The 12,153-nt window shown below is 61.3% G+C and carries 11 protein-coding genes; 10 read left to right on the forward strand and 1 reads right to left on the reverse strand.

The window, feature by feature from the left end; all coding sequences use genetic code 11:
* Positions 1-117 precede the first annotated feature (117 nt).
* The 6 genes from ACWPN7_RS31225 (at position 118) to ACWPN7_RS31250 (ending at position 6,715) form a co-directional block, all read left to right on the forward strand.
* Positions 118-2,334, forward strand: coding sequence for an AAA family ATPase (locus ACWPN7_RS31225; RefSeq protein WP_492273665.1), 2,217 nt, complete (start codon positions 118-120; stop codon positions 2,332-2,334).
* A gap of 283 nt (positions 2,335-2,617) precedes the next feature.
* Positions 2,618-2,827, forward strand: coding sequence for a type II toxin-antitoxin system prevent-host-death family antitoxin (locus tag ACWPN7_RS31230; protein WP_492273744.1), 210 nt, complete (start codon positions 2,618-2,620; stop codon positions 2,825-2,827).
* The gene (locus tag ACWPN7_RS31235; protein WP_492273666.1) at positions 2,757-3,311 is read left to right on the forward strand and encodes a PIN domain-containing protein; all 555 of its coding nucleotides are present in this window, start codon (positions 2,757-2,759) and stop codon (positions 3,309-3,311) included. The genes ACWPN7_RS31230 and ACWPN7_RS31235 overlap by 71 nt, the downstream gene beginning before the upstream one ends.
* Positions 3,312-3,360: 49 nt before the next feature.
* The gene (locus ACWPN7_RS31240; protein ID WP_492273667.1) at positions 3,361-3,561 is read left to right on the forward strand and encodes a hypothetical protein; all 201 of its coding nucleotides are present in this window, start codon (positions 3,361-3,363) and stop codon (positions 3,559-3,561) included.
* Positions 3,562-3,878: 317 nt separating this feature from the next.
* Positions 3,879-5,009, forward strand: coding sequence for a dsDNA nuclease domain-containing protein (locus tag ACWPN7_RS31245; protein WP_492273668.1), 1,131 nt, complete (start codon positions 3,879-3,881; stop codon positions 5,007-5,009).
* 20 nt (positions 5,010-5,029) lie between these two features.
* Positions 5,030-6,715 carry a hypothetical protein gene (locus ACWPN7_RS31250; RefSeq protein WP_492273669.1) on the forward strand — a complete coding sequence of 562 codons (1,686 nt, stop codon included), beginning with the start codon at positions 5,030-5,032 and terminating at the stop codon, positions 6,713-6,715.
* Positions 6,716-6,798: 83 nt separating this feature from the next.
* Here the strand turns inward: ACWPN7_RS31250 and ACWPN7_RS31255 are convergent, their stop codons facing one another.
* A complete protein-coding gene (locus ACWPN7_RS31255) occupies positions 6,799-7,023 on the reverse strand; it encodes a hypothetical protein (RefSeq protein WP_492273670.1) in 225 nt (74 codons plus the stop codon).
* 377 nt (positions 7,024-7,400) lie between these two features.
* On the opposite strand from ACWPN7_RS31255, the gene ACWPN7_RS31260 reads away from it, so the two are divergent.
* The 4 genes from ACWPN7_RS31260 to ACWPN7_RS31275 all read left to right on the forward strand — a co-directional run bounded on the left by ACWPN7_RS31260 (position 7,401) and on the right by ACWPN7_RS31275 (position 12,128).
* Positions 7,401-7,619: a hypothetical protein gene (locus ACWPN7_RS31260; protein WP_492273671.1), complete on the forward strand. Its 219-nt coding sequence runs from the start codon at positions 7,401-7,403 to the stop codon at positions 7,617-7,619.
* Positions 7,619-9,976, forward strand: coding sequence for an anti-phage ZorAB system protein ZorA (gene zorA / locus ACWPN7_RS31265; protein WP_492273672.1), 2,358 nt, complete (start codon positions 7,619-7,621; stop codon positions 9,974-9,976). Before ACWPN7_RS31260 ends, zorA begins: the two co-directional genes overlap by 1 nt.
* 77 nt (positions 9,977-10,053) lie before the next feature.
* Positions 10,054-10,749 carry an OmpA/MotB family protein gene (locus ACWPN7_RS31270; protein WP_492273745.1) on the forward strand — a complete coding sequence of 232 codons (696 nt, stop codon included), beginning with the start codon at positions 10,054-10,056 and terminating at the stop codon, positions 10,747-10,749.
* Positions 10,746-12,128, forward strand: coding sequence for an EH signature domain-containing protein (locus tag ACWPN7_RS31275; RefSeq protein ID WP_492273673.1), 1,383 nt, complete (start codon positions 10,746-10,748; stop codon positions 12,126-12,128). The genes ACWPN7_RS31270 and ACWPN7_RS31275 overlap by 4 nt, the downstream gene beginning before the upstream one ends.
* Positions 12,129-12,153: the final 25 nt, after the last annotated feature.

The raw sequence follows: 12,153 nt of genomic DNA on the forward strand, positions 1-12,153 counted from the left end.
TTCGGTAAAGAAATGCAGCATCTAGCCGAGGGCAGCACATGATGGTGGCGCATCTCATACGCAGCGGCATGGAAAACAGGATGTCCGCCATGTCCACCACGCTGCCGAGATCGTTCCATGCCGTCCAACCCACATCGGCGTGCTCCCCCCCGCTGCTTCTCCGCCAACGTTGAGTTCAACGGCCTGACGAAGCAGGCACGAATCCTTCCTGCCGAGCCGGTTTTCACACCCACGCCGATGACGATGTCCGCCTTGCGCGGAGTTGGACGTCAGAAGGGTGCCGCGAAGGAAAATCAGGAAACACAAGCCTCTGGCGTCGAACCTGAGCTCGTTGGTGGCGATCCGACCTCCGGGTTGGCCTCGCAGGACTTTGATGATGATGTTCAAGAGCCGCCAGCCCGGACAATGCCACGCGATGCGGGCGACGTCGCCGTAAAGCTCCTGCTTGATGAAGCCCGCTCCCAGCATCCTGGCGTGCTGGACGCTGTGTCGATGGAGCCCCTGGCGATCATCATCCAGGTGCCGGACGCATCTTACGTGGTGCCGCTGAAGCGCCAGCTTGATAGCGGGCGAGACTCGTCCTGGAACCAAACCGCTGGCACGAGGGCCAAGGGCGACATTCAGACCACTTCGGACCGCTATGTCCTCATTGCGCACGACGGGATCGGCAAGCCCCCTACGCAGGGTGAGGGCAATCATAAGGTCGCTGAGATCCTTGCTTCGGGGCGATCTGTCGTCGGCATCTCGCCCAATCCCGAACGCTACCTTCCGTCGGCACTCATCGAGGCCGCCGATCATCGCTTTACGCTGCCGCGGCTCACAGCCAAAGTCGTCAAGCAAATCATTACCACCATCACCGCACAGAACATCAGGTGCCAACTACCCGATGACACCTGCGCCCTGCTGGGTATTAACGATCTGCGGCTGAGTATCAGGCAACGCTCGACCGCGCGCGCCTGCGTCCTTCGTCTGGAGAAGGCAGCGGCCCGCCGCTCTGCTCATGCTCGGAAACCCGGACCGCGCCTTGAGGACTTTCATGGTGTGGCTGAAGCCAAAATCTGGGGGCTTGCCGTTGCCGAAGACTTGCGGCTTTACAGGTCTGGGCAAATCTCCTGGTCCGATGTGGATCGCGGCGCCCTCCTGGCAGGTCCACCTGGGACCGGCAAGACGACCTTTGCCCGGGCTTTGGCCACCACCTGCGAATGCCCGCTTGTCTCCGGCAGCCTTGCCGCTTGGCAGGCGACAGGTCACCTCGGCGATCTCCTGGGCGCGATGCGACGCACCTTTGACGAAGCGCGCAAGGCCGCGCCCTGCATCCTGCTGATCGACGAAGTGGATTCCTTTGGAGACCGCGCGACTTTCAAGCACGACAACCGCGACTACAGCACTCAGGTCGTGAACGGCTTCCTCGAGGAACTGGACGGTGTGCATGGGCGAGAGGGTGTGGTGGTGATCGGTGCTTGCAATGACCCTGGACGTCTTGACCCCGCCATCCGCCGTTCCGGCCGTCTCGATCGGATACTCTATATCGGCCTTCCCGATGTCGATGCACTGGAAAGGATTTTTCGACATCATATTGGCTGCGACATGCCGCTCGATGCCAACCTCAGCGTGGCCGCACTGGCTGCCCAGGGCGGAACCGGTGCGGATGTCGAACGCTGGGTTCGAGGTGCCCGCCGCCGTGCTCGGACGACCAGACGATCGATGACTGTTGATGATTTGTTGGATGAGATCCGTGATGGAGTGGCCCCGTTGCTTGGTGAGGACCTATGGCGCGCAGCGGTTCACGAGGCGGGCCATGCGGTGGCTGTGCTCCTTTTGGGTGGCATTGTTGAGCGTGTTTCCGTGTGTGGGAATGCTGTTGCTGGTGGGAAGACCGCGAGCATGCTGAGTGGTACACAGATGCCGACGCCGGATCTTGTTCGGCAGCGTCTTCTTGTTCTGCTTGCAGGCCGAGCGGCTGAGGAGATTATCCTGGGTACTCCTTCAACGGCGGCTGGCGGTGAGGCTTGCAGTGATCTCGCGAAGGCCACCATGTTGGCCGTACGGATCGAGGCGGCCCACGGATTGGGTGGTGCCCTGCTGTGGACCCCACCCCCGGCGGACGGCGATGTCACGGAGCTCTTTTCCAAGTACCCTGAGCTTCGAGGCCGTGTCACCAACCTGCTCGACCGCGCGCTCGCGGAGGCGCGCGCCTTGCTGTCCCTCAACCTGAGCGCACTCCGGCGCGTTGCCTTGGTGCTGATGGAGCGAAAATACCTTGATGCAGACGATCTTGGAGACATCCTCGCCGCCGATCGAACGGAGGATAGTCGACATGGAGCGCCACGGTGAAGGCCACGATGCCATTCCGCGATGGAGATGCTCCGTCAAATCTTTATACGGATGGATGTTTTCCTTCTCCGAATGCCGAGCAAGGATTCTGTGGGTTCGGGATTGGTCGACGTACAGCGTGGCACCGTGGTACTTGTTGGAATGGTCAAACGTCACTGTGGGCCTGAGATGACGCGCGCGCTGAGCTGCGGCGATAGGGTCAACATTGCTTTGGAGGCACACCTTCATGGACGTTGACTCTCCCTCATGGGAGATCGGGCTTCTGGGCGACATTGCAACCGACATGGTGGATGCTTGCCGCCATCGGGGTGCCCAAGTGCTCAGCAAGAGAGGGGAGCGGGTAGCCGTCGTAGTCTCCGTGGAGGACTGGGACGCAATCAGATCGCTTCTGAAAGATCGCTTGGCGGATGGATCACAAGTTGATGATCCTGCTCAGATCGCCCAACTCGGGCGGGTTCGTGTCCGAATGCCGGGGAGCAGCGAAGGAGAGTAAGGTGGCGTATCTTCTTGACACCTGCGTCGTCAGCGACATCGAGCGAGGCGACCGCCACCCGACCCTTCGCGCATGGTGGACAGCAACCGCAGTCGACGACATAGCGGTCCCGGTCATAGCCCTTGCCGAAATCCGAATCGGTGCCAACAAACAGCGCGCTCAGGGTCTCGTCGCCGATGCTGAGCGCATTGATCGCTGGCTCCGAGGTGTCTCGCTTGCGTTCCCTATAATCCCCTTCGATACCCGGGCGGCCCTGGTCTGGAGCGACATGACCGGCGTGCTGCCGCACGACGGCACACGCAGCTTCGAACGCGACATAATGATTGCGGCCACCGCAATAGCTAACGGACTTACCCTCGCGACGCGGAACATACGTCACTTCGGCCCCGTGGCCGACCGCTTCCCGGACTTGGTGGTCTTCGACCCATATCAAGAACGGTTTGCGGATGTGGTCACCGGCGCTGGGATGCCTTCGGCCGCCTGAGCGGTCAGCGCATCCAGTTTCCCGCGGCAGGTTCCAGGGGAGCTTCGTGATGCTGGTGAACGGTGAACGAGTGGGTACCTTTATCGTGCTGCGCGACATCACCGGGCGCAGACACGCCCTTCGTAGCAACGCAATCGTCGGGATTTCGGATTCAGACGACCTTCAAGACGAAACGGTGCTGACGATCCAAGGTGGCCGGACCCTGCTGGTGCGAGCCTCCATGGATGAGGTGCTGGCATGGTTCACCTGATCCCGTTCTCAGCGGAGGGAATATCCTTTGGCTGAGGATGTGGGGCATGCTGCAAAGACGTTGCCACACAGGATTGTCATACGTCCTGCCGCTGAACAGGTACCGACACCTGTTCGGCGAGGTTCCAACGTGCCGTTGGAAAGGAGGGCGCCGCGATGTCGTTGGGGGATGACATCGCCTCAACAAGCCTCTTATGCGACCGCTTCGTGGAGCCAGATGCATACTAGAGTATGTATCTGGCTAATTTTCTCATAGGTTGAGCTTGCTCTTTCGTTAGGGTAATTTCCAGGGAGACTGACGACTATCAGGTGCACTCGATGACCGAGGTTCTGCACACAATCCAAACGGTGCCTCCCCGGGAAGTCACGGGCGGCTGGACCTCAGAGCGTTACGAGTATCAGCGAAATTTCAGCATTCTCCTGCTCGTCGATCTCCACGAAGGGAAAACAGACTACAGGGTCCTGCTCGACTACTTCGATGATGTGGTCGTGCTCAACCACTCGGCAGCACCCACCGGAGCAAGATTTTACCAAGTCAAAACACGGGAAGACCGTCCCTGGCGGATAACGGACTTAGCAGCCTTGAAAGGTAGTCAAAAGCCACGATCGATTATCGGGAAGATGTATGAGAACTTGATGACGTTTGCGCCCAACGTCGATGCCATCGTGTTCGCCACCAACGCCGCTTTCAACTTTGGCCTTGCCGTTGGCGGGGAGTCTGGCACCCAGATCCTGCGTATTGCAGCCATCGAACTCGGTGGCATGGAGCACGGACGTATCACCGATGCCTTGGACCGCGACTTCCCGGTTAACCGGCCGGACCACAGGCCTCTGCTCGAGTTTCAGCGTTGCGATCTCAACGTGCTGGGCCAGCGCGATCAGGTCACTGGCAAGCTCACCGAGTTCTTCCACAACCGCGGTGGCGCGGAGTACGTCCCAATCCGCCAAGTCTACGATGCCTTGCTGTCGGAAGTGATCCGCAAAAGCGGCCCGTTTAGTGGGTTCGGCACCGACGGTATGGACGACTTCTACCGGGCGAAAACTATTGCTCGCACTCAGATCGCTGACCTGTTCTCGAAGGCCTCGACGGCCCGACGTCTGGAGAAGAACTGGAACGATATCGCCGATGAGCTCAAAGAGGCTGGGCATCACACGGTCGACCGCATCGACATCAAGGGGTTCGCCTACAGCTACGTTGGCGACCGCGCGGCCGGGAAACCTCTAGCCTCAAAGTTTGCCTCAATTGCCGCATGGGTAATTGCGGCAGCACAGCAGGACCTCCAGGCGGTGCGATCCATCTTGGGTCGCGTGCAGATGCTCGAATCGCAATGCATCGCCTATGAAGATTGTCCTTACACCGGCCTGCCTCTCCGGGCGGCGCTACTCGTCCATGTTCTGGAGGATGCGTGTGATCACGTCGAACACTCTGGGGCTGAGGCGGCTGCTTAACAGCCTCAAGGCGGACAACCATGCCCATCGTCAGGTTCTCGGATCTCTACCTCTTGTCCCAGCGCGAAAGGCGCGCATTGCGGGTGCCCTTCCGCCGTCCGGCGACGGTGATCCGCGCCGAGAACGGGATGGGAAAGTCCGCCGTCGTAAAGAGCCTCTATGAGACGTTTGGGGCGGTTCCGCATCAAGTGGACCAGCCCTGGCGAGGTGCTGGTGTGTCCGCCGCCATACGGTTCTCGGTGGATGACCGTCACTTCTCAATGGTCCGGGGTGTAGCCAGCTACGGCCTCTTCGACGCTGAAGGGCGACCGCTGCTGCGTACCGAGCGGGTCGAAGAGATCCTTGCCCCCCAGCTGGCAGACCTCTTCGACTTCCGCTTAATCATGGCCCGCGAGAACGGGGAGGCGGTCGTGCCGCCACCCGCGTACATGTTCGCGCCGTTCTACATCGATCAGGATGGGGGATGGTCGAGGGCTTGGAGATCCTTTGAGGGCATGTCTCTTCCCAAGACGGTTCGCACGCTCGCTGAATACCATTCGGGGCTGAAACCTAACGATTACTATATTGCGCTGGCCGAGCGAGACCGTTTGAGAAGCCAGTTTCAGGACGTCGTCAAGGAGCGGCAGTCTCTCGATCGCACCTACAAAACCTTCCGAGACGCTTTGGGACCCGCCGTGATTCACTACCGCCTAGACGATTTCCTTGAAGAAACTGAGGCTCTGGTTGCGGAGAGCGAGCAGCTGAGAGTAGACCAGGAAGCGTACCGCGTCGCCTTTTCGGCACTGTCCGAAGAGCGGGCAGCGTGGAAGAACCATCAGGCGGTGCTCAGCGCAGCCATGAAGGAGATGCGTAGCTCGTTTGAGTTGGCCGTTGAGACGCCGGACAGTGTGGAGTGTCCCATGTGCGGCGCTCACTACGATAATTCGCTCGTCGAACGGTTCGGCCTTATTGAACACGAGGATGGAATTGTGCATGCGATGCTGCACGCAAACACAAAGCTTCGACAGATTGAAGACGAGGTTGTGGCCCTCTCGACGAAGATTGACATGGTCGGCGCACAAATCAATAAAATTGAAAAAATACTTGCTCGCAGGAAGTCAGGCCTCACATTTCGCGACGTTGTCGTCGCCGAGAGCCGAAATGAGACGTCTCGTGTTTTCAAACAACGGCTCGACAGTTTAGCCGACGATGCCGACCGGATTAGTCGCCAAATTGACGTCCAGTCCGACGTTATGAACAGGGCAGCCAGTCCGCAACGCGCTCAGTCCATCCGGAACTTCTTTACAGACCGGCTTGCTGAGTTCGGCGCCGAACTGGACGTTCGGCCCAGCGAGATTGCGGCATTGAAAATGACCGGAAGCATCATCGGCCGCGGAAGCGCACATCCCCGAGCGTTTCTCACGTTCTTCTATGCGTTTCTCCACACGGCCCACCAGTTCTCGGCGACGGCCTTCTGCCCTATCGTAATCGACGCGCCGAACCAGCAAGGCCAGGATGACCAGCACATGGAGAAGATCATGCGGTTCATCGTCCATCGCCGCCCGCCGGGAACTCAGGTCATCGTCGCGACGGAGAAACTGCACGGCCTTACCCAGGATGACGCAGAGATCGTCGACATCGAAAACATGAAACATGGCGTTTTGCGCGACGAGATGTACGAAGAGGTCTCGGGCTTCATGCGCCCATTCCTCGGCAATCTTGTTTGAGTAAACAGCTGAGAGACGACCTGTTGTCTCCTACAACTTCAGCCAGCGCAGCCGAAGCGCGTTGCTAATGACGGACACCGAACTCAAGACGCATCGCTGCGACCACGATGATCAGGTGCAACGTCGAACCGAATAGCGGGCAGAAGATGCCCGGCGTGACCGGCAGCACGCCGAAACCTTGGGTTGATAATATCTTTAGTATTTTCGCTCTTGTGGCTGACTAGGTCGTCGAGAATGATAACTTCGCCCGTCCAGCGTGGACCATAGATCACTGAAAAGACGAAAAAAAGTGATGCGGCTTCACTCACTGAACGCACTCATGGATACCTTTTGACGGCAATGCGCGTCCGCCAACGGACTGTGCGGTTCCAAGTAGTGCGAGGTTCTTAACCGAGCGTTCGGTGCCCGAGTGACACCACAGTTCACGTCAGCCAAACCGAAAGCGGCACTATCAGGGGTATTCCAGGCCGCCATAACAAAATCCCGCAGTGGAAAGCCTACGAGAAATTCAGACCATTCCGGGCCGTGCATATCGCCTACGGCATGGCCAAACATGTGAAAAAATCGGGGCACTGCGCCATTTCCTGTGCGCCGTCACAAGAAACTTCAATTTATGGTCTGTTAAAATCGGAAGATTTCTACTAAATTTACTCACTGTCTACGTTACGTGACGTTGGAGGATGGTATGCCAGCGGGCGCCAGCGGGAGGATTGTTGTTGATATCGATCCCGTAACAAAGAGGCATATCTATTCCGCCCTGAAGAGCCGCGGTTTGACGATGCGGGAGTGGCTGCTCGCCATGAGCCGGGGCGATCTTGGTGTCCCGCTGGACAGCGCGGCTGGCAATGAAGCGCCGACGGCTTCCTTCGCGACGGTTTCTCATCCACAAGGAAAAGCCCGGTAATGGACGCCGTCTCCGAAGTGCTGGCACAGTTCGATCTTGGCCATCTGGTTATCGAGGCCGTCCTGCCTCTTTTTCAAGTTTTCCGAAACGAGACCGTCGCTCCGACCATCGCGACGGCAATGGTCTGCTCCGCTATACTCCTACTTGCCGTTTTCGCGGGCCAAATCGTGTGGACGACCATGCGACTGGAAAAGTGCATTTCGTTCCTAAAAAGGTGTGAGACGAAGGCGGATTTCGCCTCTCGCTTCGATGAATTCGACGGACTGATGCAGCGCTATGGCCTGCTGAAGCATGCTTGGCTTGAGTACACAGAAACCCTGCTTCCACGGCATCAAGATACTACGATTGTCGAAAGCACCGTCCGGCCGGGTGACTTCATCAATCTTGCGGAAGCCGAACACGCAGGCCTCCGGTTGAAATGGTTTCATGGCCTGTCGAACATTTTTGTGGGCTTGGGGCTTCTGTTCACCTTCATCGGGCTTGTCGCGGCCCTGTATTTCGCGGCGCAGGCCATCAACGCGGCGGGCGGAACGGGTAAGGTCGACCCTGCCGCCCAGACCCAGGTGATGCAGTCCGCGCTGGCGCAGCTGCTGAGCACCGCCACCTTCAAGTTCTGGACGTCGATCGCGGGCCTCGGAAGCTCGATCGTCCTTGCCAGCACCTACCGCGTGGCCTCCCGGTGGCTCGAAGCCCGGTTCGACAGGCTTTGCCGTCAGATCGAGCGCTGCACGTTGACGGTCACCCCCGAACTGCTCTCGCACCGTCAGTATGAGGAACTCCGTGAACAGTCGGCGCAGCTGAAGGAGTTCACGGGCCAGTTGGCCTTTAATCTCGGCAAGGCTCTCGAGGATGCCCTTCACGCCGCCATGCCCCCGATTATGACCAGTGCCATGCAGCCGGTGGCCGAGCAGATCGGCACCATGGCGAACAACATCTCGGGCATGAACGAGAACGCGCTCAAGACGATGACCGAGGAGTTCGGCTCGGTGGTCTCGGCGAACGCGGGAAGCGAAATGCGGGCTGTGACGGAAACGCTCAAGCAGATCCAGGCATCGCTCACCCGAACCTCCGAGACGGTGTCGGGCAGCGGCAGCGGCCTGTCGAGCCAGATCGCCGATGCGGCCGCCGAGCTGCGCGCCGCCGCCAGCGCCGTGACGGACGGCATCCGGGGTATGACCGAAGCCGCTCAAGGCGATGTCAGCCGCACGCGCCAGATGCTTGAGGATCAGCTGTTGGCGGCCTCGCAGGGCCTTACACGAGCCGCCGACGTCATCAAGGAAACCCTGGGCGATGTCGGCGCCAAGATGACGTCTACCACGCACGACGCCGGGACAGCGTTCGCCAACCAGATCGCCGACGCAGTCTCGCGGATCGAGGCCTCGTCGGCCCGCAACGCGGAAGCGATCGAACGGGTGGTCGGCCAGCTGAAAGCCGTGGCGACCGAAGCCGCGGGAACGTTGTCTTCGGAAACCGCAGCGGCGGTGCAGGCGATGCGCGACGCGGCTGAGCAGATGGCCAGCGCGGTGGCGACCGTCACCGACCAGCTGCGCAGGGGCTCCCAGGAGGGCGTCGCCGACCTGACCGGCCGATTCCTCTCGGCGGCCGACGCCATGCAGCAGGCGTCAAAGGAGAACGCCGACCGCATCTCGCAAGCCGTGGAGCGCATCGTTGCCGCCGGTGGCCAGGCTCAGCGGGGCGTGAACGAGGCCATGGAGCAGGTCGGCCAGACGCTGGACCAGCAAGGCAAGGCCGCCGCCGCGCGGGTGGTGTCCAGTGCCGAGAAGGTGCTCGGCGACTTTGGCGAGGGCGTCGACGGCCTCCTGGATGGTGTGGAGCAGCTGACCAAGGCCCTCGATGGCGTCGAGACCCGGATCAACGCCCACATCCAGGCGCTCGAGAGCGTGAACCGGTCGACCCGCGACACCGAAGGCGCCATCTCGGGGACCGCCCGGGCGCTCCGCGAGGCCGCGCAGCCGTTGACCCAGGCAGGCCAGGCGATGTCCCAGGCGATGGCGAGCGTCGCCCAGGCCGTCGACGGCAGCACCAGGGGCTTGGCCGAAACGCAGCGCCAGGGCACGCAGGTGTCCGCCGAGCTCCGGTCGACGTTCGAGGAGTTGCAGCGGGTCTGGAGCCGCCACGAGAGCCGCTTCGATCAGGCCGACGAGAAGCTCGCGGCGATCCTCGAGCAGGTCATCAACCTCATCAACGCCAACGCGGCCAGCCTCCAGGAAAACGTCGGCAAGATCGACGGCGCCCTGGCCGACACCGTCAGCATGCTGGCTGGCAACATCGAGGAACTCAGCGACGTGGCGAACGAGTTCGCGCGCATCACGAAGTCGCTCGAGCGGGTTCGGTGAAGGGGGGCTGAACCATCATGGCCATTCGGCGACGGGCGGTCCACGCGAGTGTCGAGGAGGAGAGCGTCTTCGTGTCGATGACCGACATGATGGTGGGGATGCTCTTCCTCTTCATCCTCATGCTCATGTTCTTCGCGCTCAAATTCAACGAAGCGGCCGTCCGCACCCAGACCACGGTCAAGCAGCTGCTCAGCGCCGAGGACACCCGCCGCATCATCCTGAGTGACGTCAAGAAAGCCATGCAGGACCAGGGCATCACGGTGGAGATCGACGTCGAGAACGGCATTCTCCGGCTGCCGGAAAACGTGCTGTTCGACCGCGGCCGTGCCGACCTGAGCGGGCGAGGCCGCGATGCCGTCGGGGCCCTGGCCCGGTCCCTCGGCGTCGTGATGCCCTGCTACACGACGGTGCTCGGCTTGCCGCGCCCGGCGACGTGTCCCGACACGCCCCACACCATCGAAGCCGTTTTCGTTGAAGGCCACACGGACAGCGACGGCAGCGACACGCTGAACTGGGACTTGAGCGTCAAACGGAGCCTGAGCACCTACCAAGCGATGACCGAGGCTCAGCCGGAACTCGCCACGCTCAAGAACACGCGCGACCAGACCGTGCTCAGCGTGTCCGGCTACGGGAAGTTCCGCCCGGTGCGTCCGAACGACGGCGACGACAACAAGCGCCAGAACCGACGGATTGACCTGCGTTTCATCATGACCTCGCCGAAAGCCAGCCAGATCGAGGACGTCGAACGGCGGGTCGAGGAACACTACCAATGAACCTCGACGGCCTCGTCGGCAAGCTGTCCCGGTCCTGGGCGCCCAAGAAGATCGTCTTCAAGCCGACGCCCAAAATGGCCCTCGCCAAGCTCGACGTCGAGAGACGGCTGCGGGCCGTTACGGCGCAGGCGACCCTCATCGACCTCAAGGCCCTGAGGGAACGCCTCGTGGCGGCCAACGCCTCCAACCAGTGGGACGGGATCGCCCCACGGGATTGGCGATACGCCTCCGAGTGTCTGGCAATGGGGCCGGACCCGCTCATTGCCGACGTCCGGTTCGTCGAGCGCTACATCAAGGAACTGCGGGAGCGACTGTCGCGGTCGGCCGCGTACCGGCTCGTCCGGTTCTATCTGCGCCACCACGACCCCTCGCTGGCCGGGCTGCGGCGCATCGCGGCGTTCCTCGAAGAGATCGTGCCGCAGTGGCGCTGGCTGTGGGCGGAGCAGCACCGGACGCTGGCTCTGTTCGACGTCGACGCGGCGCCGAAGAACTTGGCGGCCCACGTCTCCGCCCAGGCCGAGAAGCCGCCCCGGGAGGTGCTCGAGGCCGCTGGCTTTGAGGGCACGCTGGTGACCGCGCAGTTGGCGGCGCGGGCATTTCTCGAGGGCACGCAGGCGGCCAGGCGCACGCTCGAGCAAACGCCGAGCTTGCCGCTGCTGAAGCGGTTGGCCGCTTGGGCGGCCAAGGACGAAACCTTCGTCTACGGCTCCCTGCCTGGGGCGCGGGCCCGGATGGCGGAGGCCATGCTGCTGCCGTGGACGGACCGTCCGCCACCCGACGACATCCGGGAATTCACCGAGGGCTTTCTGCTTTCCCTGCTGCACGATCCGCGCATCGACATGGCGCGCTGGACGGACATCCACGAGGACGCCCGTCGCGTCATGCGGCGCTGGCTGACCAAGGCCAGCCTGGAGCAGTTCCTTGAGGTCGTCGACCGCACCGCGCAGACGCACATGTGGGCCGCACGGCGGACGTTCTGGGGCGCCTACTACGAAAACCGTTTCATGCTGGAAGCCTGGGTGGCCTTCGCCCGCGACGGCGCCGCGGTGGCAAAGCAACTGGCGGCCGACCGGGACAACGCCGCGATCGGCAACTTCGGGCATCTTCAGCATGGCGCCAATGTCCAGCGCGACCACGCGGTGCTGATCATGCAAATCGGTGAACTCACCGTCGCCGACTGGAGCCACAACGGCCGGTGCCACATCTGGCTTCCGGGCAACGGCAAGGCTCCGAAACTCTACGGGCAGACCTATACAAAATATGGGCTGGCCGACGGTTCGGACTTCTCGAAGGTCCACAATGGCCAGTGGCAATATGATGTGCATGAATACATAAGGCAGCAAACGGGCATTCGCATGCAGACCCGTGACTATATGTGACGGGACGAGGGGTTGGGTTTTTCTT

The organism is Azospirillum sp. UENF 312511 (assembly GCF_058780635.1).

What these genes read in the sequence shown, in the direction of transcription:
- ACWPN7_RS31240 (WP_492273667.1), top strand. Translation starts at nt 3,361, where the DNA reads ATGCTGGTGAACGGTGAACGAGTGGGTACCTTTATCGTGCTGCGCGAC.
- ACWPN7_RS31270 (WP_492273745.1), top strand. Translation starts at nt 10,054, where the DNA reads ATGACCGACATGATGGTGGGGATGCTCTTCCTCTTCATCCTCATGCTC.
- ACWPN7_RS31275 (WP_492273673.1), top strand. Translation starts at nt 10,746, where the DNA reads ATGAACCTCGACGGCCTCGTCGGCAAGCTGTCCCGGTCCTGGGCGCCC.
- ACWPN7_RS31250 (WP_492273669.1), top strand. Translation starts at nt 5,030, where the DNA reads ATGCCCATCGTCAGGTTCTCGGATCTCTACCTCTTGTCCCAGCGCGAA.
- zorA (WP_492273672.1), top strand. Translation starts at nt 7,619, where the DNA reads ATGGACGCCGTCTCCGAAGTGCTGGCACAGTTCGATCTTGGCCATCTG.
- ACWPN7_RS31230 (WP_492273744.1), top strand. Translation starts at nt 2,618, where the DNA reads ATGGTGGATGCTTGCCGCCATCGGGGTGCCCAAGTGCTCAGCAAGAGA.
- ACWPN7_RS31245 (WP_492273668.1), top strand. Translation starts at nt 3,879, where the DNA reads ATGACCGAGGTTCTGCACACAATCCAAACGGTGCCTCCCCGGGAAGTC.
- ACWPN7_RS31225 (WP_492273665.1), top strand. Translation starts at nt 118, where the DNA reads ATGCCGTCCAACCCACATCGGCGTGCTCCCCCCCGCTGCTTCTCCGCC.
- ACWPN7_RS31235 (WP_492273666.1), top strand. Translation starts at nt 2,757, where the DNA reads ATGATCCTGCTCAGATCGCCCAACTCGGGCGGGTTCGTGTCCGAATGC.
- ACWPN7_RS31260 (WP_492273671.1), top strand. Translation starts at nt 7,401, where the DNA reads ATGCCAGCGGGCGCCAGCGGGAGGATTGTTGTTGATATCGATCCCGTA.